Source organism: Niveispirillum sp. SYP-B3756 (assembly GCF_009495745.1).
In the GTDB taxonomy this organism is placed as follows: Bacteria; Pseudomonadota; Alphaproteobacteria; order Azospirillales; family Azospirillaceae; genus Niveispirillum.
The window spans coordinates 1-25020 of sequence record NZ_WIDQ01000012.1; the positions used below are offsets into that span (position 1 = coordinate 1).

General features: G+C 61.9%; 17 protein-coding genes and 2 tRNA genes. 8 read left to right on the forward strand and 11 right to left on the reverse strand.

Going from position 1 to position 25020, the window contains the following annotated elements; translation table 11 throughout:
- On the forward strand, window positions 1-500 hold a 500-nt coding region (locus GE253_RS18960; protein WP_211101519.1), incomplete at its 5' end, for a hypothetical protein.
- 138 nt (window positions 501-638) lie between these two features.
- On the opposite strand, the gene GE253_RS18965 is transcribed toward GE253_RS18960, so the two are convergent.
- The 3 genes from GE253_RS18965 to GE253_RS18975 form a co-directional block, all read right to left on the reverse strand.
- Window positions 639-1463, reverse strand: coding sequence for a class I SAM-dependent methyltransferase (locus tag GE253_RS18965; protein WP_153205725.1), 825 nt, complete (start codon window positions 1461-1463; stop codon window positions 639-641).
- 214 nt (window positions 1464-1677) lie between these two features.
- Window positions 1678-3180 carry a tryptophan halogenase family protein gene (locus tag GE253_RS18970; RefSeq protein ID WP_247878752.1) on the reverse strand — a complete coding sequence of 501 codons (1503 nt, stop codon included), beginning with the start codon at window positions 3178-3180 and terminating at the stop codon, window positions 1678-1680.
- Between the two features lie 69 nt (window positions 3181-3249).
- Entirely contained in the window at window positions 3250-6213 is a 2964-nt protein-coding gene (locus GE253_RS18975) for a TonB-dependent receptor (protein WP_173012730.1), read from the reverse strand.
- A gap of 445 nt (window positions 6214-6658) precedes the next feature.
- Between GE253_RS18975 and GE253_RS18980 the strand changes: the two genes are divergently transcribed.
- Window positions 6659-9217 carry an exo 1,3/1,4-beta-D-glucan glucohydrolase gene (locus GE253_RS18980; protein WP_211101520.1) on the forward strand — a complete coding sequence of 853 codons (2559 nt, stop codon included), beginning with the start codon at window positions 6659-6661 and terminating at the stop codon, window positions 9215-9217.
- A gap of 360 nt (window positions 9218-9577) precedes the next feature.
- On the opposite strand, the gene clpX is transcribed toward GE253_RS18980, so the two are convergent.
- The 7 genes from clpX to GE253_RS19015 form a co-directional block, all read right to left on the reverse strand.
- Complete coding sequence (gene clpX, locus GE253_RS18985; RefSeq protein WP_153205726.1) at window positions 9578-10843, reverse strand: ATP-dependent Clp protease ATP-binding subunit ClpX; 1266 nt, start codon at window positions 10841-10843, stop codon at window positions 9578-9580.
- Window positions 10844-11116: 273 nt separating this feature from the next.
- Window positions 11117-11740: an ATP-dependent Clp endopeptidase proteolytic subunit ClpP gene (clpP, locus tag GE253_RS18990; RefSeq protein WP_153205727.1), complete on the reverse strand. Its 624-nt coding sequence runs from the start codon at window positions 11738-11740 to the stop codon at window positions 11117-11119.
- 80 nt (window positions 11741-11820) lie between these two features.
- Entirely contained in the window at window positions 11821-13170 is a 1350-nt protein-coding gene (gene tig / locus GE253_RS18995; RefSeq protein ID WP_153205728.1) for a trigger factor, read from the reverse strand.
- A 119-nt stretch (window positions 13171-13289) separates the two neighbouring features.
- Window positions 13290-13373, reverse strand: a tRNA-Leu gene (locus GE253_RS19000).
- A 253-nt stretch (window positions 13374-13626) separates the two neighbouring features.
- Window positions 13627-13887, reverse strand: a complete 261-nt coding sequence (locus GE253_RS19005) for a hypothetical protein (RefSeq protein WP_153205729.1) — start codon at window positions 13885-13887, stop codon at window positions 13627-13629.
- A gap of 335 nt (window positions 13888-14222) precedes the next feature.
- The gene (locus GE253_RS19010; protein ID WP_153205730.1) at window positions 14223-15737 is read right to left on the reverse strand and encodes an NAD(P)H-hydrate dehydratase; all 1515 of its coding nucleotides are present in this window, start codon (window positions 15735-15737) and stop codon (window positions 14223-14225) included.
- A 117-nt stretch (window positions 15738-15854) separates the two neighbouring features.
- A tRNA-His gene (locus GE253_RS19015) sits at window positions 15855-15930 on the reverse strand.
- Window positions 15931-16270: 340 nt separating this feature from the next.
- On the opposite strand from GE253_RS19015, the gene GE253_RS19020 reads away from it, so the two are divergent.
- From GE253_RS19020 to GE253_RS19035, 4 genes are all read left to right on the forward strand, one after another.
- Window positions 16271-16609, forward strand: a complete 339-nt coding sequence (locus tag GE253_RS19020) for a P-II family nitrogen regulator (protein ID WP_089289572.1) — start codon at window positions 16271-16273, stop codon at window positions 16607-16609.
- Window positions 16610-16807: 198 nt separating this feature from the next.
- Window positions 16808-18217, forward strand: a complete 1410-nt coding sequence (gene glnA, locus GE253_RS19025; protein WP_153205731.1) for a type I glutamate--ammonia ligase — start codon at window positions 16808-16810, stop codon at window positions 18215-18217.
- A gap of 168 nt (window positions 18218-18385) precedes the next feature.
- On the forward strand, window positions 18386-18817 hold the full coding sequence (locus GE253_RS19030) for a YciI family protein (RefSeq protein ID WP_153205732.1): 432 nt from the start codon (window positions 18386-18388) through the stop codon (window positions 18815-18817).
- A 66-nt stretch (window positions 18818-18883) separates the two neighbouring features.
- Complete coding sequence (locus tag GE253_RS19035) at window positions 18884-19150, forward strand: hypothetical protein (RefSeq protein ID WP_247878753.1); 267 nt, start codon at window positions 18884-18886, stop codon at window positions 19148-19150.
- A gap of 50 nt (window positions 19151-19200) precedes the next feature.
- Here GE253_RS19035 and GE253_RS19040 read toward each other — a convergent pair whose 3' ends face one another.
- Complete coding sequence (locus tag GE253_RS19040; RefSeq protein WP_153205733.1) at window positions 19201-21510, reverse strand: TonB-dependent receptor; 2310 nt, start codon at window positions 21508-21510, stop codon at window positions 19201-19203.
- 282 nt (window positions 21511-21792) lie between these two features.
- Between GE253_RS19040 and GE253_RS19045 the strand changes: the two genes are divergently transcribed.
- Window positions 21793-22464: a GntR family transcriptional regulator gene (locus tag GE253_RS19045; protein ID WP_153205734.1), complete on the forward strand. Its 672-nt coding sequence runs from the start codon at window positions 21793-21795 to the stop codon at window positions 22462-22464.
- A gap of 155 nt (window positions 22465-22619) precedes the next feature.
- Complete coding sequence (lptD, locus tag GE253_RS19050; protein WP_153205735.1) at window positions 22620-24908, forward strand: LPS assembly protein LptD; 2289 nt, start codon at window positions 22620-22622, stop codon at window positions 24906-24908.
- Window positions 24909-25020 lie beyond the last annotated feature (112 nt).

Consider the following 25020-nt stretch of genomic DNA (forward strand, 5'->3'; position numbering starts at 1 on the left):
CCGCCTGCGCATCCCTTCTCTCAATCGATTTACTTGTCCAAGAACCCGGCCCAAAAGCCGACAAACCCTTCGCCCCGACCGGAAAACCAGTCGACACCGGCACCCACAAAAGCAGGAGGTTCATGCCGCGCAGTCCAAAAGCCATCAGCTCAGAGACTGCAAATCCATCGTCGGCAGCGGCGCCGCCGTCGTTGGTGGAGCGCTTTCTAAACACCTCCAACCAACCCGTCAACCGTTTTTTTCACCGTCCTGAACTTTTTTCTCCGCAGCGCAACAGCGCTACAAAAAGTACAGAACCAATCCGGTCAACAGACCATCAAGCAAAATACCCACCAGAACCAAGTCTGGCGAACACCTCACCCAACAGCACGATAGATCATTCCACTTGTCCGAAGGCCGAAGCCTTCAAAGAACCTTGGATGATACTGGCCAAAACCATCACCATCCCGCCCCACAACTGCCAAACCAACCGGCCCGACGTCGTGGGAGGCGCTGTATAGGCGTACACAAAAACAGATGCAATAGGTTTTTTGAGGAAAAATGAACGACCCGTTGCATCCCCGTGACCAAACCAATGTAAGCCCGAAAACCGGGCTTGGGCAGGGGGAGACCACCGCTCCCCCTGCATGGCTGACCGATCAGGCCCCCGGCTTGACGAAGCGTAGGGTCATCCGGTCGCTTTCCCCGATCGCCAGATACTGATCCTTGTCCTTATCCTTCAGGGCCAGGGTCGGCGGCAGGGTCCAGACGCCCTGCGGATGGTCCTTGTCGTCGCGCGGGTTGGAATTGACTTCCGACAGCGCGACCAGTTTGAAGCCCGCATCGGTGGCAAGCTTGATCACATAATCCTGACGGACATAGCCGGTGGGAGCCTTGGGGTCTTGCGGCTGGTCATTACTGGCCCGGTGTTCCACCACGCCCAGCACGCCGCCCGGCTTCAGGGCGGCGAACATGGCCTTGAAAGCCTGTTCGGCCCAGCCGGCCGCCATCCAATTATGCACATTACGGAAGGTCAGCACGCGATCCACGCTGTTGGCCGGAACAATGGCCAGGGCGTTGGGGCCGAAGGCGGCAAGCTGCGTCCCCTTATAAAGATCGGGACGGGCGGCCAGCTTGTCCTTAAAGCGCTGGACCGAGGCTTTCATGCCATCCGACGCCCCGTTGGTATCCGGGGCGGCCGCGATATAGGTGCCATTATCGCGCAGCAAGGGCCCCAGCACCTCTGAATACCAGCCGGCACCCGGCCAGATCTCCACCACGCGCTGGCCCGGCGCCACGCCGAAGAAATCCAGCGTTTCCACCGGATGACGCCAGCCATCGCGGGCGCGATTCGCCTCTGAACGATGGTCACCGGCCAGCACGGGCGCCAAGGCCACCGGCAGGTCTGCAGCCTGGGCAGTAAGCGCCGGGGCCGCCAGCAGGGTTGCCCCCAGCAGCAATGAATGGATCAGGCGGGAAACCATGGGCTTATCCTTCCCTCACGTGTCATGGAAGGAGAGAAGCTACCCTTGGACACGGCTTGCAACAAGCAGGACGGGTGGTTTCAGCCAACCCCATCCAAAATGAAGCGGAGCCGTTCCGCCAACGGACAAAGCAGCTCCACCTTGATCGGTCGGCTATATCACCCGAGGCTCAGGCTTGTCATAAGCCAAGAGGCACCCTCCATGCTCCCCGGGCTCAAGCCACGCGCGCGCTGGCCAGATAGGCTTCATGCGTCGGCATGGCTTCCGCCGCCTGACGGAGGCGGCTGCGCATGGTGCCCATCCGCTCCCGGATGGCTTCCAACGCGTGCAGATCGACCAGCGGATCATAGGCTTCCGGCATGACCCCCTGGCCCAGCAGCACGGACAGCCAGCTCGTGTCACTGAACAGCGCCCGCCCACGGGTACAAATCCGCCCCCGCTGGCGGAACAGGTCGATACGCTGTTGCAGGCTGTCGGGGATCGCCATGGTCCGGCAATCGTCCCAGAGCGGGGAACCCCTGCGCTCCGTCACATGATAGTGCAGGATCAGAAAATCGCGCACCGCCTCGTATTCCGCCTGGGACAGCGCATTATATTCGGCCACTTCTACCGGCTCGATCCGCTTTCCGGGGAAGAAATCAAGCAATCGGGTGATGCCGGTCTGGATCAAGTGGATGGAGGTGGATTCCAGCGGCTCCAGAAAACCCGAGGCCAGCCCTAGTGACAGGCAATTCTTCACCCAGGCCCGCCGCCGCCGGCCAGTAGTGAAACGCAGCAGCTTTGGTGCGGCCAGGGCGGCACCGTCCAGGCTGGACAGCAGAGTCTGGCGGGCAGCCTCCTCCCCCAGATGGTTGCTGCTGAAGACATAGCCATTGCCCACCCGATGGCGCAGCGGGATGCACCATTGCCAACCGGCGTCGCGTGCCGTGGAGCGGGTGAAAGGGACGATGCGGCCATCGCTGGCGGATGGCACCGCCCAGGCACGGTCACAGGGCAGCCAATGGGTCCATTCCTCATAGCCCGCCTTCAGCGCCTTTTCGATCAGCAGCCCGGCAAAGCCGGTGCAATCGATAAAGAAATCAGCGCTCAGCCGTTCCCCGCCCTCCGCAATGACGGCATCGATAAAGCCATCCTCCCCCCGCAGCGCGACGTCAACAATGTTCCGATCCAGCCGCACCACGCCCAGCCGCTCCGCATAAGTTCGCAGATATTGGGCATAAAGCGCGGCATCAAAATGATAGGCGGCCCCCACAACACTGAGCAGATGACGCGGGTCAGCCACCGGCGCCATATAGCGGCCCAGCCGGGCCATCTGGGTGCAAAGCGAATAGTCCGCCAGCTCGCCGCCTTCCCCGTGCTGCCGCAGACGGCGCCAATATTGGTGGGTGTAATTGGCATCCAGCCGATCACCATAGACGCCGAACGGGTGGAAATAGGCATGGCCCGGCCGGCGCCAGTCGCGGAACTCAATCCCCAGCTTGCAGGTTCCCTGGGTATGGGTGAGGAAATCCGCTTCATCCAGGCCCAGCAGGCGGTTGAAATCGCGGATGGCCGGGATGGTTGCCTCCCCTACCCCCACCGTGCCGAGGGTACTGCTTTCCACCAGGCGAACCCGCACCTGCCGTCCGACAGCACGGGCCAGTGCCGCCGCCGCCATCCAGCCGGCCGTCCCCCCGCCCACGACCAGAATCTCTGCCGGCAGATTTCCCGTCATCATACCCCCATCCCCCGCCAGAACCAGAAAGGGCGCCGGGTTTCCCCGGCGCCCATACTTGGCGTTTGTCGTTTAGAGCTTGAACCGTACCCCCGCCATCAGGCGGCGGGAACCCGATCCATAGGAGAAGGGCAGGTTCTTATATTGCAGGTACTGGCTCTGATCCTCCTTGGTCAGGTTGATGCCTTCCAGCGTCACCCCGATCTGCTCGGTGACCTGATAGCCGAGCTGGGCGTCCAGCTGACCATAGGCGCGGTTCCAGATGCCCAGCGTGCGGTTGACCGCACCATCGCCGAAGCCGAAATTGCCGGCGAAGGATTTGGTACGCCAGGTATAGGAAAGGCGCGCTTCCAGCCCTTCATATTCGTAATAGACCTGACCGTTGAAGGCGTGCTTGGAAACGCCGGGGATCGGCAACCCCTTGTCGAAATCATTGAAGATGGGCGATTTGCTGTCCGAATAGGTATAGTTGACATTGAAGCCAACGCCCCAGTCGAAGGCATATTGGGCGCCCAGCTCAAAGCCGCGGACCCGGCCACCTTCGCCATTGATCGGGCGCTGGATGGGCGTGTTGCGCCCGCCGGCCTGATCCATGACGAATTCCGGCTTGGTTTCCGTGCCGATGAAGCTGTCCACTTCCTTCCAGAAGCCGACCAGCGACACCAGACCCTGGCGGCCGAAATAATATTCATAACCCAGGTCGAACTGCGAAGCCCGGAACGGATCCAGATCAGGGTTACCGGAGGAACCGTTGGTGGCTTCGAACAGGTTGGTGGTCGGGTTACGGGTGAAATCCACCCGGAAACCGCGGCCCAGATCGAAGAGGTTCTGACGGGCCACCACGCGGGAAGCAGCAAAGCGCACCTTCTGCCCTTCATCCAGATCGAACACCATGTTCAGGCTGGGCAGAATATCGGTGTAGGAACGTTCGTTGGCGATGGTTTCGCTGTCACGCAGCACCCCGTTCCAGCTATCCGTGCCCAGATAGACTGGATCGGGATCGGTGGCGCGGTTCTGGTAGACGGTCAGCTTGGTATGGATCAGCCGGGCGCCGACATTGATGTGATAGCCGTCCCCGGCATCACCGATATCCGCCATCAGATAGCCGGAATGGGTTTTCTCCTTCACCCGGAAGCTTTCCAGCGGCTCGGCATAGAAGGCGAACGGGGTGGAGGGATAAAGCCCCTGGATCCAGGCCTGGCCATCCTTCATCTGGCTGCGATCCTGCACCAGGATCTTGCCCCCCGCCACATTGCCCGACGAGAAGAAATTATTGATCGTCTCGACCCGGCCACTGCCACCGGTGAAGGTCTGGAACGGTGTGATCAGCGGCGGCGAATTGCCGAAGCGGTTATCGCACTGGGCCGGAATTCCCGGCGTCCCCTTGGGCAATTCGCAGGATTTGAAGCCGATGCCGCCATCCTGGAAATAGCCATAGGGCGTCCATTTCTGGCCGAACTTGGTGCCATCCAGCTCGCCTTTGCCGGAATAATCGGCCAGATAGCGACCGCGGACATAATCCACATCGCGCGAGGCGAAGCGATAGCCGGTGGACAGGTGCACATTGCCGGCAGCAATGAATTCCGGATCATATTCGCCATCCGCACGCAGCGAATAATTCTCCAGATCGGCACGGTCGCCGAACACCCAGTGCGATTTGAAATAGCCATAGGCCGGGTTGGTATAAAGATCCGGTGTGCTGGCCAGGGCGAAGCTGGGCAGCTTGCCGTTCCCATTATCATAGGTGAACAGGTAATTGGCCGGTGCCGCCGGGTTGGCCGCCTGATGGCTGTACCCCGTGGGGCTGGTCGGATCAGCCGTCGGCACGCTGTACTTGGTATAGCGAACATCGTTACTGGCGCTGTCGCTGTGCAGCTCCGCCGTGGCATAGGCTCCGCGCAAGGTGCCACGGAAATTGCCGCCACCATCATATTTCAACTTCATGCCGAAATTATCGGCATCGACACTGGAATTCTGTACATAGGAGATGGCTTCAGCGGAATTGGCAATCAGGGTGCCATTGATCAGCACGCCATTGCTGTCGATCGTATAGGGCTTGGTCGTATCCAGGCCGGGGCTTTCCACTGTGAAGGGGAATTTCAGTGAGGCCTCAGAGGTCAGAATATCGGATTCTGAATGGAACCAGTCGCCCGACAGTTCCAGGCTGTCGTTAAGCACAATGGCCCCGCTCAGCGACCCGCCGATGCGCTCCCGTGTCTGGTCACGATCCGTGGCGTAGCGATATTCCGGGGCGTAATAGTTGGTCTTGACGGTGGCCTTGTCGCCGCGTTCAGCAAAACGCCAGTTGCCGCGATTCTGACCGCCCAGCACATCGCTCTGGGTATTTTGCTTATCGTAGGAGAAGGTGCCGATCAGGGCCGCCTTGTCGCCCCAATTATAGCCGACGGCCACCGCACCCAGCGGCTTCCATCCCCCGTCGGCACCGCCGGACTTGGCCATGCGGACGTTGCCGGCCGCCGTGATGCCCTCATCCAGTGCCAGCGGATTGCGCGTCTTCAGATTGATGATGCCGCCCAGGCCACCTTCCAGCAGCTTGGCATTGGGGGATTTATAGACATCCACCCCACCCAGCAATTCCGATGGCACGCCTTCCAGGCTGTCGGTATTGCGGTTCTGGCCTTCGCCCAGGGTGAAAACCTCCAGGCCGGTCAGGAAAATTTCGTCATTCAGCAGGGTAACATTCTGATCCAGACCACGGATGCGAACCTTGGTGCCCTGGCCATTGTCGCGGTCGATCTGCACGCCTGACAGGCGCTGTAGGCTTTCCGCGATATTCTGGTCGGGGAACTTGCCCATATCCTCCGCAGTGATGGATTCGATGATTTCGTTGGCGTTTCTCTTGGTCTGCAGCGCGCTGGCCAGCGACGCACGGAAACCGGTAACAATGATCTCGTCCATCTGCTGCGTACCGTCGGCCGCCGCCGGGGCGGCCTGGCCCATGGCGGCCGGCGTGGCCAGCAGCGCGATAGCGGCGACGGAATGCAGATAGAGCCCGAGCCTGTTTTTGAAAGGCATCTCTCCCTCCCAGGGATTTATTGCTGTTGGTGTTTGGTCGCAGCTCACCCAAGCCGCGCAGCCCTATTGAGGCGACAGGTGGGGGCTGTCGTCAACGGAAAATGACAGCGCTGTCTATTTTTACGGTTTCAATTTTCGTAATTCATACAACATCATGCGTTGGCTCTCGCATCAGGTCATTTATTATCAATAAGTTAACACAAACCCTCCAGCGATTGGCAATAAATTGGACCGATGCAACTTTGCTGCACTTCTTCGCAGTGCAGCATAATTTGCGCTGCAAAGGCAGGCAGAGTCCGATAATTTTGCCCCGGAATCAGCATTGACAGGGTGGTTTTGTCGCAGGCATAACCTGACAACGCTGTCACGAAGAAGGGCGAAGACAATGACCGCGCGTGCCCCCAGGCCGATGCAGTCTTGATCCATCGCCAAGGGAGGATTACCGGTGAAAAACACCTATGCGAGACGCGCGGCCGCCTTTGGCATGGTCAGCGCTCTGGCCCTGACCGGCATGGTGCCGGGTTTCCGGGCCATGGCCCAGGAAACGGCACCGACAGCCGCCAGCCAGCTGCACCCGGAGAAATGGCCGGCGCCGGCACATCAGCGGCTGATCAACCCAGCCATTGAGGCGCGGGTGGACACGCTGCTGAAGCAGCTGTCCCTGGAAGAGAAGGTGGGTCAGGTCATCCAGGGTGACATTGGCAGCATCACGCCGGAGGATTTGCGTAAATATCCCCTGGGTTCTGTCCTGGCGGGTGGCAATTCCGGCCCTGGCGGCGATGATCGCGCCCCGCCCCAGGCGTGGCTTGATCTGGCGGATCAGTTCTATCGCGTCTCGCTGGAGAAGCGGCCGGGCCACACGCCCATTCCCGTCCTGTTCGGGGTAGATGCCGTGCATGGCCATGGCAATATCGGCGCGGCCACCATTTTCCCGCATAATATCGGGCTGGGGGCCGCCCATGACCCCGATCTGCTGCGCAGGATCGGTACGGTAACGGCTGTGGAAATGGCAGCCACCGGTATCGACTGGACCTTCGCCCCGGCTCTGTCGGTGGTGCGAGACGACCGCTGGGGTCGTTCCTATGAAGGGTTCTCGGAAGACCCCGAGATCGTTGCCGCCTATTCCGCCGCCATTGTCGAGGGCGTGCAGGGCAAGGCTGGCAGCAAGGATTTCATGGCCCCCGGCCGCATTGTCGCCAGCGCCAAGCATTTCCTGGCCGATGGCGGCACGGATAAGGGCCGCGACCAGGGCAATGCCCTGGCCAGCGAAGAGGAGCTGATCCGCATCCATAATGCGGGCTATCCGCCGGCGATTGATGCCGGCGTGCTGACGGTGATGGCCAGTTTCAGCAGCTGGCAGGGCATCAAGCATCATGGCAACAAGGCCCTGCTGACCGACGTGCTGAAGGGGCGGATGGGCTTCAACGGTTTCATCGTCGGCGACTGGAACGCCCATGATCAGGTGCCCGGCTGCACCAAGGTGAATTGCCCCACCGCCATCAATGCCGGGCTGGACATGTTTATGGCCGCCGATGGCTGGAAGCAGCTTTATGAAAATACGCTGGCCCAGGCGAAGGACGGCACCATCCCCATGGCCCGGCTGGATGATGCGGTGCGCCGCGTCCTGCGGGTGAAGCTGCTGTCGGGCCTGTTTGAGAAGCCGGCACCCAAGGATCGGCCCGGCCTGCCGGCGCTCAGCACCCTGGGCAGCCCGGAACATCGCGCCGTGGGGCGGGAGGCGGTCCGTAAGTCGCTGGTGTTGTTGAAGAATGATACGGGCGTACTGCCGCTGTCGCCCAAGGCGCGGGTGCTGGTGGCGGGCGATGGCGCCGATAATATCGGCAAGCAATCCGGCGGCTGGACCATCTCCTGGCAGGGTACCGGCAATCGCAACGATGAATTCCCCGGCGCCACCTCCATCCTGGCCGGCATCAAGGGGGCCGTGACGGCCGCCGGCGGGGCGGTTGATTATGACAAGGCCGGGAATTTCACCAGCAAGCCGGATGTTGCCATCGTCGTCTTTGGCGAGGAACCCTATGCGGAGTTCCAGGGCGATGTGGAAACCCTGGAATATCAGCCGGACGAGAAGACGGATCTGGCCCTGCTGAAGAAATTGCGCGCCCAGGGCATTCCCGTGGTGGCCGTCTTCCTCTCCGGCCGGCCGCTGTGGGTTAACCCGGAACTGAACGCCTCGGACGCGTTCGTTGCCGCCTGGCTGCCGGGGACAGAGGGCGGTGGTATCGCCGATGTGCTGTTCAAAGGCGCTGACGGCAAGGTACGCCATGATTTCAACGGCAAACTCTCCTTCTCCTGGCCGCGCACGGCGGTGCAGACACCGCTGAACCGGGGGGAGAAGGATTACAACCCGCTCTTCGCCTATGGCTATGGCCTGACCTACCACGACAGGACCAAGGTTGGCACCCTGCCGGAGGAATCGGGCGTGCCGGCCGGGGCGCGGCAGAATGCCGGCATTTATTTCCGCGCCGGCCGGGCCGCCGCCCCCTGGTCGCTGGGCTTGCGGGATGCGCAAGGGGAACTGCGCGTCACCACCACCACAGCGGCCAGCCCCGGTTCCGTGCTGTCACTGCGCTCCGTCGATGCGGCGGCCCAGGAAGATGCCAAGCAGGTCGTCTGGTCCGGCAAGGCTGCCGGCAGTCTGGCCATTTCCGGTCGCGCCGTCGATCTCTCCCGCCAGTCAAACGGCGACGTCACCCTGTCCGTCCGCTATCGGGTGGATCAGGCCCCCGGCGGCAAGGTGCAGATGGCGGTGGGCTGTGGTACCGACTGCGCCGGAACGCTGGACGTCACCGACCTGTTGCACAAGGCAAAGGTCGGCAGCTTCTCCACCCTGAAGATCCCCCTGAAGTGCTTCGCCGGGGCCGGCGCCAAGATGGACCGGGTGGAAGCGCCGCTGATCCTGACCAGTTCGTCGACGCTTGGCCTTACCTTCACCGATGTGAAGCTGGAGGCCGACCCGACCAACGCCGTCTGCCCGGCAGGCTGAGCCCGCTGCCGGGAAGACCTGCCGGCCCCGCCTTCCTGTTCTCGGGCGCACCGGCAGTTCAACACCCCAAACTGATAAGGCCATCACCGGGCGCCCGGTGATGGCCTCTTCTTTTGATCGGTCTGATACCAATACGCCGAGGGTTTGACCCTTGGCGTATTGGAGGCCGGCGACTGCCGGCTCAGCACCTCGTGGCGCGCAAGACAAGGGCGCGGATGCGCCTGCCCGGCACCTGAGGGAACGCAAAATCTCCCTGGATCGGTCATGATCAAGGGAGATTGGTATAAATTGCAGCAAAGAAAAACCCCACCGGCCGGCGCCGGTGGGGTTTTCAACGATAGGCGGGGAGCAACGAGGGTGTTACGCCCCCGGCGCCGCCTCGCTGCGACGGTCGGAATAAATGTAGAGCGGCTTGGCGCGGCCCTCCACCACTTCCTTATTGATGACGATCTCTTCCACGCCCTGCAGGCCGGGGAGATCATACATCGGGTCGAGCAGAATGGTTTCCATGATCGAGCGCAGACCACGGGCGCCGGTCTTGCGCTCGATCGCCTTACGGGAAATGGAGCGCAGGGCATCTTCATGCACCGTCAGCTTCACATCCTCCATCTCGAACAGACGCTGATACTGCTTTACCAGCGCGTTCTTCGGCTTGGAGAGGATTTCGATCAGGGCCGATTCGTCCAGATCATGCAGGGTGGCCAACACCGGCAGGCGCCCGACAAATTCGGGGATCAGACCGAATTTCAGCAGATCTTCCGGCTCAACCTCGCGCAGCACGTCGCCCATGCGGCGTTCATCCGGGCCGCGGACATCGGCACCAAAGCCGATGGACGTGCCCTTGCCGCGGGCGGCGATGATCTTTTCCAGACCGGCGAAGGCGCCGCCGCAGATGAACAGGATGTTGGTCGTGTCGACCTGCAGGAATTCCTGCTGCGGATGCTTGCGCCCGCCCTGCGGCGGCACGGAGGCAACCGTGCCTTCCATGATCTTCAGCAAGGCCTGCTGCACGCCTTCGCCCGAAACGTCACGGGTGATCGACGGGTTGTCGGACTTGCGGCTGATCTTATCGACCTCGTCGATATAGACGATGCCGCGCTGCGCCCGCTCGACATTATAGTCAGCGGATTGCAGCAGCTTCAGGATGATGTTCTCCACATCCTCGCCCACATAACCGGCTTCGGTCAGCGTGGTGGCGTCGGCCATGGTGAAGGGCACGTCGATGATGCGAGCCAGAGTCTGCGCCAGCAGCGTCTTACCCGAACCGGTCGGCCCGACCAGCAGGATGTTGGACTTGGCCAGTTCCACATCATTGTGCTTCGCACCGTGTGCCAGCCGTTTGTAATGGTTATGCACCGCCACGGACAGCACACGCTTGGCATGTTCCTGCCCGATGACATAGTCATCCAGCACCGTGCTGATATCGCGCGGGGAGGGGACACCATCGCGGGACTTCACCAGCGTGGTCTTGTTCTCCTCGCGGATGATGTCCATGCACAGCTCGACGCATTCATCGCAGATGAACACGGTGGGGCCGGCAATGAGCTTGCGCACCTCGTGCTGGCTCTTCCCGCAGAAAGAACAGTAGAGGGTATTCTTGCTGTCGCCGCCGGTCGACTTGGTCATATGGGCTCCGTACATCACCGGATGGCGCGTGGTCCCTGGCCCGGCATGGCCCTGGCCCCCGCACCCGGATGCCCGTTGGGGCATCCACTTCAAACCGGGCGGTTACATTGGCGCTGGCATGTCCCCTGAGGGGTCAATACCAGCACCTGCGCGCGCCCTTGAACCGACTGACGGAACCGGGCGCACCGCCCTGCCCGCCTATTCAACAACACGTAAAGCGACAGGATCAATATATACTTCTTCGCTGCCGCCTCCGGTCAGGTGATCAGTTGATCACGCAGCCCGGGAAAAGCCCGTGGGACGATCGGAAATCACCTGATCAATCAGGCCGAAAGCCTTCGCCTCGTCCGGGCTCATAAAATTGTCACGTTCAACGGCCTTTTCAATCACATCCAGCGCTTGGCCGGTATGATTCTGGAAAATCTCATTCAGACGCTGACGCATCCGCAGGATTTCCTGGGCCTGGATTTCAATATCGGCCGCCTGACCCTGGGCCCCGCCCGAAGGCTGGTGGATCATGATTCGGCTGTTGGGCAGGGCGTAACGCTTGCCCTTGGCACCACCCGCCAGCAGCAAGGCGCCCATGCTGGCCGCCTGGCCCATGCAGATGGTCTGCACCGGGCAGCGGATATATTGCATGGTGTCATAGATGGCGAGGCCAGCCGTGACATAGCCGCCGGGGGAATTGATATAGAAGGAGATTTCCTTGTCAGGATTTTCCGCCTCAAGGAACAGCAGCTGGGCGCAGATCAGGCTGGAGACCGCGTCATTGACGCCGCCCACCAGGAAAATGATCCGCTCCTTCAGGAGGCGGGAATAGATGTCGTAGGCGCGTTCACCCCGATTGGTCTGTTCGACCACCATCGGAACCAGCGCGTTCATCTGCGGATCGATCATGATTCCTGCCTTGTTCCTCGCCATGTACCGTGGGAGCCGTATATAGGCCCCCACGGTTTAATTCAAAGGGGGAATGCCGATCAGGCGGCAGCCGCACCCTCTTCCTCATCGTCCGGATCGCGCATCAGGTCGTCAACCGACACGGTCACTTCGTTCACCTTAACGCTTCCGAGGATGAAGTCGACAACCTTGTCTTCATAAATCGGCGCGCGCAGGCTTTCGACAGCCTGGGGGTTCTTGCGGAAGAACTCGAACACCTGCTGTTCCTGGCCCGGATAGCGACGAACCTCGTCGATCATGGCCTTGTTCAGCTCTTCCCGGCTGACGGTCACATTGTTGCGGCGGCCGATTTCCGACAGCAGCAGGCCCAGACGGACACGACGCACCGCGATGTCGCGGTATTCAGCCTTCAGGGCCTCTTCGTCCTTATCCTTGTCCTCAGCCTCGACTTCGCCATCGGCCAGCTCGTCCTGCAGGCGCTTCCAGATCTGCTCGAACTCGATCTCGACCATGCCGGCCGGGACGTCGAAGCTGTGCAGCTCGGCCAGCTTGTCCAGCAGGGTGCGCTTGGCGCGCAGGCGGGACGTGGCGGCATATTCCTCGCCGATGCGCTCGGAAATGGCCGTCCGCAGCCCTTCCAGATCGTCAAAGCCGAAGGTCTTGGCCAGATCGTCATTCAGCTCCGCGTCCTTGGCGGCGCGAATCTCATGCACCTTCACCTCGAACACGGCATCCTTACCGGCCAGTTCGGCAGCATGATATTCGGTCGGGAAGGTCACCGTCACAGTGACATCGCTGCCGGCCTTGGTGCCGACCAACTGGTCCTCGAAACCGGGGATGAAGGAGTTGGAGCCCAGCTCCAGCTCGTGGCCTTCGCCCTTCATGCCGGGGCGCTTCTCGCCATCGACGGAACCGTCGAAATCGATCAGCAGGATGTCGCCGGTCACGGCGGCGCGGTCATCTTCCACCTTCTCGGTGGTGCGGCGGGCCTTGGCCAGACGCTCCAGGCTCTCGGCCACGGCGTCATCGGCCACGGCGGCAACCGGCTTTTCGATCTCAACGCCGGACAGGTCGGCCGGCTCGAATTCCGGCAGCAGCTCGACGGAGACGTCCAGGGTGAAATCCTTGCCCTCGGCGAACGGCTCCACGGCCTTCACGCTCGGCTGCAGGGCCGGGCGCAGGTTGTTATCGGCAACCAGCTTGTCCACCGATTCCTGCACGGCCGCTTCCAGCACCTCGCCCATGACCGACATGCCATAGCGCTGCTTCAGGATCGGCATCGGCACCTTGCCGGGGCGGAAGCCGGGCATCTTCACGGTCTTGCCGACTTGGATCAGCTGGGTCTGCACCCGCGATTCGATGTCCTGGGCCGTGATGACGACCTTAAATTCGCGGCGGAGGCCTTCAGCGCTGGTCTCGGTGATCTGCATGGGACGAAATGCCTGTCTTTGCTGGTCGCCTCGGGCCCGGTGGATCGGACCGAAGCTCCCGCGGATACGCCCATGGATCGGCGCCACCGCGGTGGGTTGCGGGTCAAAACAACAAATTGTGGTGCGGGCGAAGGGACTTGAACCCCCACGTCTTTCGACACCGGAACCTAAATCCGGCGCGTCTACCATTCCGCCACGCCCGCACGCACGGGCAGACCGAAGCCTGCCCGCGGGAGCGCACCGTATAGCAAGGGAAAACAGCCGCGCCAAGCGCGATTCCGCAAAGCCGAGCGGCAAGAGCAATGGGGCAGGCGCAGAGCAGCGCCCCATCTGCTTTCCAAGTCATGCAACGGCATGAAAGCGGCCATACCGGCCCACGCCTTGCTCGCCACAGGGCCGAAAAGCAAAAAGGGGGGCACAGATGCCCCCCTTACATCCTGACCACCCGCAAAGGGATCAGCCGGCCTGCGGCAGACCGTACAGGCGATTGAAACTATCCACCGAGAGGATGCGGATATTCCGGGCCGGATGCCCCCGGTCGGGTCCATCCATCATGTCGTTGCGGGCGATATAGCGGACATGGGGCAAGGGAAACCCCTCCTCAGTCACGGCAACCACCTGGGCCGTTTCCACCGTATTGAAAATCACCCGCCGGTAAACAGCGCCAGGCACCGGTGCCGCCGCCTGTTTCGACCGCCTGAAGAACGACACGCCCATCTTCACGCTCCCCTACTCGCAAGAGGTTGAAGGGTGACCGACCGAGGTAACCTTTTCCCCCGGAGCGCCGCCCAAAGTGGCACCAACCGACCCATCACAAAGGCTAACGCATTAACATTGCCCTCGCAAGAAACCGACCCACCGAAACCCGATTTTATTCCCAGCAATTTAAATTTGATTTTAAAGGCAAAGGGATCGGGGGTGCGGGGCCCGTAATTTCGTCCCAGGGAGGCTAAGTTCTGCGGGTCGGCAGGTCGCGTAACCATTCTGGAACATGAACAGACCATGCGATGCCACAGCGAAGGATGGTCTGTTCATCCCATGGCAGATCCGGTTCAGCCGTTGTGAGCCGACTCGAAGCGATGGCGCAGGGCCGCCAGCACCGGCCGCAGGGCTTCCGGCAGATCATCGGCAATCAGGCCAGGGCCAGCGACCCGGCCCGACTCGCCATGCAGCCAGGCCCCGGCGCAGGCTGCCTCGAAGGCCGGCATCCCCTGGGCCAACAGGCCGGCAATCAGACCCGACAGCACGTCACCGCTGCCGGCGGTGGCCAGATCGGGCGGGGCATTATGGTTGATGGCCGCACGGCCATCGGGAGCGGCGACCACCGTATCGGCCCCCTTCAACAGCACCACCGCCCCGCTGCGACGCGCGGCCTCCTGGGCACGCGCCAGCCGACTGCCGGCAATCGCGCCGAACAAGCGCTGGAACTCCCCCTCATGCGGGGTCAATACCCAATGCTGATCAAGGCCGGCCTGCCGCAAGCTCTGCAGGTCGCCGGCGAAAATGCTGAAAATATCGGCATCCAGCACCCCGGCACGGCCAGCGCCCAGCGCTGCCAGCGTTGCGGGCCGCAGCAATGCCGCTGCCTCCCCCGTTGTTCCCGCCCCGGGCCCCAACAACAGGGCGTTGCGGCGGGGGTCCGCCAGCAGGGTGGTAAAACCGTCCAGCGAGTCCAGGGGGGCAACGATCAAACTGGCCTGCGACAGACTATATATAAGGGCAGCAGATGGATCGCAGGCCAGCGTCAACAGCCCCGCCCCCACCCGCAGCGCAGCGCGGGCAGCCAGACGCGCAGCACCGGTCATCACCGCCCCACCCAGCAGCAACAGATGGCCACGGGCATATTTATGCCCGTCCAGGCGTGGCCAGGGGTATTGTGCCCGCCAGAGCGCCGGATCGTTGGCAAACAGAGTCGGCGCGATCTGCCCCAGCAAGCCGGGCGGAATGCCGATATCCGCCAGTTCGACACGGCCGCATAATTGTCGGCCCGGCAATAACAGGTGGCCCGGTTTGCGGCGGAAAAAGGTCACGGTCACCTGGGCCGGGGCCGCAGCCCCCATCACCTGCCCGGTATCGCCATTCACGCCGCTGGGCACATCCACCGCCACCACCGGCAGGCCACTTGCCGCCAGGGCCTGCACCAGGCCCAGCGCCGCCCCCTCCAGCGGTCGGCGCAGACCGGCGCCGAACAGCGCATCGATGACAATATCGGCGTCCGCCAGCAGGGCCGGAGTCGCGGGCTCCACCGTGCCCGGCCATTGCGTTGCCGCCCAGGCGGCATCCCCCGTCAAGGCTTCGCGTTCCCCCAGCAGGGCAACGCGTACCGGCCAGCCGGCTGCCGCCAGCAGGCCCGCCGCCACGAAACCATCACCGCCATTATTGCCGGGACCACACAGGGCCAGCACGCGCGGTCGCGCGCCCTCTCCCACCAGCCCTTGTACGGCCGACGCCACCGCCGCACCAGCCGACGCCATCAGACGGATGCCGGGAATACCGGCCGCCATGGCCGCCTGATCGGCGGCATACATCTGGCGGATGGTCAGCAGGATGGGGGAGTCCGGTTCCATGATCGAACCTCTGGCACAGGGAAGGCCGGATCATGATGCCCCGGCGGGCCAGAAAACGTAAAGGCGCCTGCGGCTTTCGCCGGGCGCCTTCAACGTGTATCCTCTTCAAGAGAGGACTGGGGCGATGGACGGGACTCGAACCCGCGACCACTCGGACCACAACCGAGAGCTCTACCAACTGAGCTACCACCGCCGCCGGGAGCCGCTATATGCACCAGCTGCCGTTCTGGCGTCAAGCACTGGTTCAAACTTTTTTTGACTTTTTTGGCAGGGGCAAAAACGCCGCTATATCATGCAGCAGATCGGTATTTAGGGGCGATACAACGCCCATATGCACATCATTTGACCTCTAAGGTGAAAAATTAGGCCATATCGAGATTAAAAATGAGGCAATCATCATGGGGTGGCATGGTGAAATCCTCTGATCCCAACGGGATGGGCAACTGGCACAGCATGTGCTTACATGGTCAGACGCGCTGGCCGGCAACCGGAAACGGACTGGTCGGCGCCGAAATTTGGAGCGGTGGGACGCGATGAAGAAAATCGAAGCCATCATCAAGCCCTTCAAGCTGGATGAGGTGAAAGAGGCCCTGCATGATGTTGGCATCAAGGGCATCACCGTCACCGAAGCCAAGGGCTTCGGTCGCCAGAAGGGCCATACGGAGCTGTACCGCGGCGCCGAATATGTTGTGGATTTCCTGCCCAAGGTGAAGATCGAGATCGTGATGGACGACAGCCTTGTCGATCGCGCGATTGAGGCGATCCAGCAGGCCGCCCATACCGGCCGTATCGGCGATGGCAAGATTTTCGTCACCCCGGTGGAAGAGGTGATCCGCATCCGTACCGGTGAGCGCGGTTCCGACGCCATCTGAGGCTTCGTGCCACATTGCCCCGGCAGGCGGTTAGCCCGCCAGATGGCCAAAGCGGCAATTTTCAGGGCCACCCCTGGGAGTCCTTGAAAATTATCTTTCAAACCGGCGGGGGTTGCGGTAACGCCCTTCATCTTGAAGCGGCCTCAACCACCGCCTCGCAGCGACAGCGACAAACCTCAAACCACGGAAGCAGAGGCTATGTCTGATTTGGCCAAGTTCTTCGACCTGATCAAGGAAAACGACGTCAAGTATGTCGATTTCCGCTTCACCGATATGAAGGGGAAGGTCCATCACGTTTCCCAGCACCTGTCCACCGTGGACGAGGATCTGCTGACCGACGGCGTGATGTTCGACGGGTCGTCCATTGCTGGCTGGAAGGCCATCAACGAGTCGGACATGACCCTGATGCCCGACCTGTCCACCGCCGTCATGGACCCGTTCTCGGCCCAGCCGCTGCTGACCGTGCTGTGCGACGTGCTGGAGCCGTCGACCGGCCAGCCCTACAAGCGCGACCCGCGCTCCATCGCCAAGGCCGCCGAAAAGTACATGGCCTCCGCCGGCATCGGCGACGTGGCCTATTTCGGTCCGGAAGCCGAATTCTTCGTGTTCGACGACGTGAAGTTCGAAGTCTCGATGAACAAGGTGTTCTACGAGTTCGACAGCGAAGAAGGCCCCTACACCTCCGGCAAGTCCTATGAGGGTGGCAATATGGGCCACCGTCCGGGCGTCAAGGGTGGTTACTTCCCGGTGGCCCCGATCGACAGCGCCCAGGATCTGCGCGCCGAGATGCTGACCGTTCTGGGCGAGATGGGCGTTGAAGTCGAAAAGCACCACCACGAGGTGGCCGCTTCCCAGCATGAGCTGGGCGTGAAGTTCGGCACCCTGGTCAAGATGGCCGACGGGATGCAGCTCTTTAAGTATGTGGTGCACAATGTTGCGCACCAGTACGGCAAGACCGCGACCTTCATGCCGAAGCCGGTGTTCGGCGACAACGGCTCGGGTATGCATTGCCACCAGTCCATCTGGAAGGACGGCAAGCCGCTGTTCGCCGGCAATGGTTATGCCGACCTGTCGGAAACCGCCCTGTTCTATATCGGCGGTATCATCAAGCACGCCCGTGCGCTGAACGCCTTCACCAACCCGCTGACCAACAGCTACAAGCGTCTGGTTCCGGGCTATGAGGCACCGGTGCTGCTGGCTTACTCCAGCCGCAACCGTTCCGCTTCCTGCCGTATCCCGCACGTGTCCAGCCCGAAGGGCAAGCGCGTCGAGGTCCGCTTCCCCGATCCGGGTGCAAACCCGTACCTGGCCTTCGCCGCCATGCTGATGGCCGGTCTGGATGGTATCCAGAACAAGATCCATCCGGGCGAGGCGATGGACAAGAACCTGTACGATCTGCCGCCGGAAGAACTGAAGGAAATCCCGACCGTCTGCCGCAGCCTGCGCGAAGCGCTGGAAAGCCTGTCGGCCGACCGCGAGTTCCTGAAGAAGGGCGACGTCTTCACCGACGACATGATCGACGCTTTCATCGAGCTGAAGATGGAAGAAGTGCTGGCGTTCGAAACCTCGCCGCACCCGATCGAATACAAGATGTACTACAGCGTCTGATGCGCCACCGGCCCTGGCAACAGGGCCGGCAGCCAGCAGAAAGTGTTTGGGAACCCCCGCCGGTCCGCCGGCGGGGGTTTCTTTTTGGAGAAATTTTCAGCGCCCTGTCGGAAGGGAACAGGCGCCCGCGTCTTTCAGGCACAACCATCCTGAACGGAGACGCCACCGATGAAATTCATGATCCTGCTGAAGGCCACAACCGCCACCGAAGCCGGTGAGATGCCGGACACCGGCCTGCTGGCCGCCATGACTGCCTATAATGAAGAGCTTTTAACGGCCGGTGTGCTGGCGGGCGGCGAAGGGCTGCACCCGACCAGCGCCGGGGCGCGGGTACATTTCGACGGCGCTGACCGCTTGGCGCGACCGGGGCCCTTTGCGGATGATCCCGCCAATCTGATTGCCGGCTTCTGGATTTTCGAGACGAACAGCCTGGAAGAGGCGGTGGAATGGGTAAAGCGCTGCCCCAACCCCACCGGCCAGCAGGCAGAAATCGAAATCCGCCGTATCTTCACAGCAGAGGATTTCGGCCCCACCATGACCCCGGAATTGCAGGCACGGGAAGAGAAGCTGCAAACGGCCTTGAGCGGCTATCTGGGCTGACGGGCTTTCCCGTCAGCGGACAAGGGCATAGGATGGGGCCTGTTCTGCCGCAATCAGGCTTGCCCCATGTTCCGCCCCTTGCACGCACCCATAATCGCCCTGACCCTGCTGGCCAGCCTGCCCACCCCTGCCCTGGCCCAGCAGGCCGAGGCCAAGGCGGCCGCCCTGAACGCCAATTGCAAGCCGGGCAAGGTGGAGGTGTTGAAGCGCGTCAATGGCCGGCTGTCGGAAACACTCTATAAGATCGTCTGTACCGGCCAGAAGACCAGCGACGGCAAGGAAGTTGCCGTCACCGTGCAGTGCCGCGACCGTATCTGCGTGACCTCGCGCTGAAAGCAGCAGCGGGGCCGGGATATCTCCCGGCCCCGCTGCATCACGCACACTCAGAACTTCGCCTTCAGCTCCAGCCCCCAGGTGCGGGGCAGGCCCTTGGTGACGAAGTTGAAGGTGGTGGTGTTGGGCACCACCAGCACCACGCCATCGGCATTATAGCGCTTGTCGAACAGGTTGCGGGCGAACAGGTTGATGCCCCAGGTCTCGTTCTCCACACCCAGGCGGACATTCACCAGATCCAGCGCCGGCCGCTCCGTGCCCGGCGTGTTCAACGTGTCGAAATACATCGGACCGGTGCGGTTATATTCAACGCGGGCCGACAGGTCGAACCCATCGCCAATGGGCTTGCTGTACTGGCTGCCCAGGATGACGTCATATTTGGCGGTGAAGGGGAAACGGTTGCCCACCGTCTGCGGCAGCTCCTTATTCTCCTTGATCTCGCTGTGCAGATAGCCAAAGCCGCCGAACAGGTCCAACCCATCGGCCACCCGCACCACGCCATCCATCTCGAACCCCTTGATGTCGTTGCGATCAACGATGGAGATCACGCGCGACAAGGAGAAGGGGAAGAACTGGAAATAATGGGCATTTTCCACCTTGGTGGTAAAGGCCGCCACGTTAAAGGTGACGCGGCCATCGAACAGGCGGGTCTTCACGCCCGCCTCATAGGATGAAGACGTCTCCTTGTTGAACTGATCCTGCACCGTGGTGTTGGTGACGCCATCGATATTGATGATGTTGAAGCGGCTGCCCAGCGGGTTGAAGCCGCCCGAGCGGAAGCCCTCCCCCCAGGTGGCGTACAGGGAGACCTGTTCCGACGCGTTCCAGCGCAGGGAGATGCGCGGCTGCAGATCGCTGAAACTCTCCTTGCGGACCAGCCCCTGCACATTGGGGATGGGGGAGAAGGCGGCCGGTGTCAGGTTCGTCGTCTCCCGATTCTCCTTGTCGTAGCGGAGCGCGACCGAGGCTTCCACATCCGGGACGATATCATAGGCAAGCTGGCCGAACAGGGCCCAGGCATCATTGGCATTATCGGTCCAGGTGACGGCGACCACCGGGTTTGCCGGCCCGCCCAGCGGTGCCGGCACAATGACGCCCTGGCCCAGATCATTGCCCCGGTTCAAAACGACTTCGCGGTTGAACTTGATGTAATAAGCGCCGGCAATATAGCGCAGCCGGTCTTCACCGGGAGAAGTGAAGCGCAGTTCAAAGGATGTATCATCCTGATTGCGCTCCTGATATTGCGTGCCGTCGCGCAGGGTGGGGCCATAGCCCTCATACAGCGCCGGGTTGGTGAAGAAATCCGATGGCTTGGGCGCATTGGGGAACGGGGCGCCGAACAGGGCCAGATCCACCGCCCCTTCACCGCCCATATTCTCCGTCAGATCATGATAGGCAGCGGTGAAGGTCAGGGTGCCGGCCTCGCTGTTCCAATCCACCTTGCCAGCAAAATCCAGCCGTTCCTGGTGGTTGAAACTGTCGACATTGCCGACATAGGGGATGGAGGTGTCCTTGATATCGACACCCTTGGTGAAGCCCGGCGTGCCCGCCGTCTGGTTGTTGAAATTGAAGGCATAGCCATGGACCTTGGCATAGCCGACCGACAGATCGACCTCGATATCCTCTGTCGCCTTATAGATCAGCCGGCCGCGTACTTGGCCTTCGGAGAAGCTATCCTCCTTCTTATGCAGGGTGATGTTTTCGAAATAGCCCTCGCGGTCCTTGTAGGCGGCGGTGATGCGGGCAAACAGCTTGTTCTCGATGATCGGGCCGCCGACAAAGCCGGTGACCTTGTATTCATTGCCATTGAATTCATAGCCGGCGCGGATTTCGCCTTCCGGCTCGTTCCCCGGCTTCTTGGTGGTGATCAGGATGGCGCCGCCAATGGCGTTGCGGCCATAGATGGAGCCCAGCGGCCCCTTGATCACCTCAATCTGCGCGATATCCACCATATCCTGGTTAAAGGCATTGGGGTTGGGCACCAGCACCCCATCCAGCACATAGGCAAAGGGCGGCTCGCTGTCGCGCGGCTGGATGACCCCGCGGATATGCACCTGGCTTTCGCCGACATTGGTGGTCTGCAGGAAACTGACATTGGGCGTCAGGGAAAGAAAATCGGCCGGGCCGGTAATGCCCGCCTTCTCAATCGTGTCTGCGGTGAAGGCGGCCACCGCCACAGGGGTTTCGCGCGCCGTCTCATTACGCTGACGGGCGATCACGACGATCTCCTCCAGCACAATATCATTATTCGCCGGCGGCGGGGCAGCGTTCTGCGCCGCCGCATCATTGGATACAATTGTCAAGATCGCCAGCGCCGTCCCAGCGCTGAGGCGTGACAGCAGTCCCTTGGCATGTTTCATCGCTATCTCCGCTGTTCTCTTTGATTTATTTGGTGTCGCTTATCGGATTTCCGGTTGTGCGACCCGTTCTGTAGGGCAATAATTCTGTGTCGCGGCCGGATAGGCGACAAGGGGTCAGATACAAACATTGTATACTTTGATTGGAACTGTTGTATGAATGACGCGGTGCCAACGAAAGCCGCCGTCAAGGGGATGCCCCTTGCGGGCTGGTGTCAGGGCACAGGGGCGCTATAACCATCCCAGGCAAGACCGTAACGACGGCGATCAAGGGAGGCCCGGAACATGAGCAATGCGGTGGAGAAGGCCTATGCCGAGATCCGTGATGCCATCATGGTCGGCATTTTCCCGCCCGGCACGCATCTGAAGGAAGATGAACTGGCGAAAAGGATCGGCGTCAGCCGCACCCCGATCCGGGAGGCGCTGCGCCGGCTGAATGCCGAAGGCTCGGTACGATTCCTGCGCAACCATGGCGCCTTTGTCGCCGACTGGACCATGGCGGAAATCCGGGAGATTTTCGATCTGCGCGGGGTACTGGAAGGCTATGCCGCCGAACGCGCGGCGGAACGCTGCCCGCCTGCCGATGTGGCGCGGCTGCGCCGGCTGGCAGAAGAGATGATCGCGCTGGAGGCCGAGGGCGGACCCGATTTCCGCTCCCGCATCGCCGAGGCCAATGGCGAATTTCACCGCATCATCGTGCAGGGGGCCGGCACCCAGCGGCTGGGCAGCATGATGGCCCAGGTGGTGGAGCTACCGCTGGTGCTGCGCACTTTCCATCGCTATGACCGCGAGGCGCTACGCCGCAGCCTGAACCACCATCTGGAGATCGTGGCGGCGATGGAGGTGCGCGACGGCGCCTGGGCCGGTTCGGTCATGCGCAGCCATATTGCTGCCGCCTGGCACGCCATCGACTCCGGCGCCCGGGAAGAAGCAGCCCGTCGGGAAGCGGCAGAATAAAGCCAGCGCCGCCTTTGCCAAGCCTTTGCCGCAATCACCCTCTTCCATGCCGCTGGCCTGTCCGCCATCGGCGTGCATTGACTTCGTTGCCGTCGTCGGGGACAAGCTGAAACCCAGTGATGAGATTCTCCCCGTTGGAACAAGACGGCCCGCCCATGACGCCGACCACCCTTCGCCTCCGCCGCCTGCTGCTCTGCTCCGCCCTGGCCCTTGGTGCGCCGGCGGCCTGGGCGCAGACCAACCCGGTGGGCACGCCCGGTGTCTCCCCCGTCGCCCCTGGTGGCGCGGAGACGGACAAGGGCAAGGGGCAGCCGGTGCTGCTGTCGGCCGACCATCTGGATTATGACGAGGATCTGGGCATCGTCACCGCGCGCGGCCATGTGGAGCTGAGCCAGGGGGCGCGCCTGCTGCTGGCCGATACGGTCAGCTTCTCGGAAAAGACCAACATCGTCACCGCGTCGGGCAATGTCTCCATCCTGGAGCCGACGGGCGAGGTGCTGTTCGCCAATTACACCGAGCTGTCGGACGATCTTTCCCGCGGCTTCGTCGATCAAGTCCGCATCCTAATGTCGGATAATTCCAAGTTCGCCGCTCTGCAGGGCGAACGGCTGGACGGGCGCTATACCCGCATGGAAAAGGGCGTCTATTCCCCTTGCGAGCTGTGCGCCAGCGACCCGACGCGGCCGCCCATCTGGCAGATCCGGGCAGCCCGCATCACCCATGATCAGGAAAAGCACGATATCTATTACCGTGATGCCACGCTGGAGGTGCTGGGCGTTCCGGTCATGTATATGCCCTTCTTCGGCCATCCCGACCCCACAGTGGAACGGCGCAGCGGCTTCTTGCCGCCAGCCGGTGGTATCAGTTCCGATCTGGGCACCTATGCCCGCATCAAATATTTCTTCGATATCGACGAATCGAAGGATTTCACCCTGGAGGCCGTCCCCAGCACGGAGGATGATCTGCTGCTGGGCGGCGAATATCGCCAGCGCTTCGGCAGTGGCAGCCTCAACCTGTCGGGCAGCGCCACCTATGCCGACCGACCCCGCATCATCGGCAATCAGGAAGTGGTGAAAAAGAACTTCCGGGGCCATATCTTCGCCAATGGCCGGTTCGATATCGATCAGAACTGGCGCTGGGGTTTTGACCTGCGGCGCGTTACCGACAATACGCACCTGTTGCGCTATGATTATTCAGCAGAAGACATCCTGAACAGCCGCGCCTTCGTGGAACGGTTCAGCGGCCGGGATTATTTCTCCTTCAACGCCTATAATTTCCAGGATCTCCGCCCCGCCAACCGGGAAGAGGAACCGGTGGTGTTGCCCATGGCCCAGTATAATCTGCTGGGCGAGCCGGGCAGCCTGCTGGGGGGGCGTTGGGAGTTTGATGCCGGCCTGCTGTCGCTGCTGCGCAGTGATGGCAATGATACGCGCCGCCTGTCCAGCGCCCTGGGCTGGCGGCGCAGCGACATCGCCCCCATCGGCCTGGTTTCCACCCTGAACGCCGAAATGCGCACCGACGGCTACTGGGTGTCCGACCTGCGCCGCGCCGATGGCACGGTGGATCGCGGTGACAAGGCGCGGCTGCGCGCCTTCCCGCACGCGGAATGGACCGTCTCCATGCCGCTGGCCCGCCAGATGGGCACGGTGCAGCATATGGTGGAACCGATGGTGATGCTGTCGGCCGCCCCCAATATCTCTGCCAGCTCGGCCATCCCCAACGAGGACAGCCAGGATATCGAGTTCGATTACACCAACCTGTTCAGCGCCTCCCGCTATAATGGCATTGACCGGCTGGAGGGGGGGCAGCGCGTCACCTATGGTGTGAAGAACGGCTTCTACGGCTTTGGCGGCGGCAGCAGCACGCTGTTTGTCGGTCAATCCTACCGGCTGCAGAAAGACACGGACTTTCCGGAAAGCTCAGGCCTGCTCCGCCGTAGCTCCGACGTGGTCGGCAAGCTGGAACTGAGCCCCAGCCCCTGGATGGATGTCAGCTATTCCTTCCGGCTGGACAGCAAGACGCTGGCCCAGCGCCTCCACGATGTTTATGGCACGATTGGCCCCTCGCAGTTCCGGGTCTCAGGCGGCTATGTCTTCATCGACAAGCTGGCCCAGTCCCCCAACAATACCATCACCAGCAGTACCAGCCTGCGCGACCGCGAGGAACTGACCCTGGCGATCAATTCTGCCATCACCGAGCATTGGTCGGTTGGGATCAACCATCGCCGCGATCTGTCCAAGGGCGGCAGCGGTCCGCTGCGCAGCGGCGCCACCATCACCTATCAGGATGAATGCCTGACCTTCCAACTGGTGGGGGAACGCAACTATACCGAACGAACCGGCGTCGATACCGGCGACCGGCTGTTCTTCCGCGTGGTGCTGAAGAATCTGGGCGAGTTCATGAGCCCCGCCATCTCCGGCAAGGTGTTCGGCGAACAGCGCTGAGGAAAGGGGATTGGTATAACCCGTTGGCACTAATTGACCATCGGGCCCTAACCGTGTTTTCCAAGGTATATTCCGGGAAAGCATCCGGGCCCGCACACCCCGACGGGAGAAA

Excerpts from the sequence above, each read along its gene's own strand:
- GE253_RS18965 (WP_153205725.1), bottom strand. The coding sequence starts at position 1,463 with ATGGTTTCCCGCCTGATCCATTCATTGCTGCTGGGGGCAACCCTGCTG.
- GE253_RS18970 (WP_247878752.1), bottom strand. The coding sequence starts at position 3,180 with ATGATGACGGGAAATCTGCCGGCAGAGATTCTGGTCGTGGGCGGGGGG.
- GE253_RS18975 (WP_173012730.1), bottom strand. The coding sequence starts at position 6,213 with ATGCCTTTCAAAAACAGGCTCGGGCTCTATCTGCATTCCGTCGCCGCT.
- clpX (WP_153205726.1), bottom strand. The coding sequence starts at position 10,843 with ATGACCAAGTCGACCGGCGGCGACAGCAAGAATACCCTCTACTGTTCT.
- clpP (WP_153205727.1), bottom strand. The coding sequence starts at position 11,740 with ATGATCGATCCGCAGATGAACGCGCTGGTTCCGATGGTGGTCGAACAG.
- tig (WP_153205728.1), bottom strand. The coding sequence starts at position 13,170 with ATGCAGATCACCGAGACCAGCGCTGAAGGCCTCCGCCGCGAATTTAAG.
- GE253_RS19005 (WP_153205729.1), bottom strand. The coding sequence starts at position 13,887 with ATGGGCGTGTCGTTCTTCAGGCGGTCGAAACAGGCGGCGGCACCGGTG.
- GE253_RS19010 (WP_153205730.1), bottom strand. The coding sequence starts at position 15,737 with ATGGAACCGGACTCCCCCATCCTGCTGACCATCCGCCAGATGTATGCC.
- GE253_RS19020 (WP_089289572.1), top strand. The coding sequence starts at position 16,271 with ATGAAGAAAATCGAAGCCATCATCAAGCCCTTCAAGCTGGATGAGGTG.
- glnA (WP_153205731.1), top strand. The coding sequence starts at position 16,808 with ATGTCTGATTTGGCCAAGTTCTTCGACCTGATCAAGGAAAACGACGTC.
- GE253_RS19030 (WP_153205732.1), top strand. The coding sequence starts at position 18,386 with ATGAAATTCATGATCCTGCTGAAGGCCACAACCGCCACCGAAGCCGGT.
- GE253_RS19035 (WP_247878753.1), top strand. The coding sequence starts at position 18,884 with ATGTTCCGCCCCTTGCACGCACCCATAATCGCCCTGACCCTGCTGGCC.
- GE253_RS19040 (WP_153205733.1), bottom strand. The coding sequence starts at position 21,510 with ATGAAACATGCCAAGGGACTGCTGTCACGCCTCAGCGCTGGGACGGCG.
- GE253_RS19045 (WP_153205734.1), top strand. The coding sequence starts at position 21,793 with ATGAGCAATGCGGTGGAGAAGGCCTATGCCGAGATCCGTGATGCCATC.
- lptD (WP_153205735.1), top strand. The coding sequence starts at position 22,620 with ATGACGCCGACCACCCTTCGCCTCCGCCGCCTGCTGCTCTGCTCCGCC.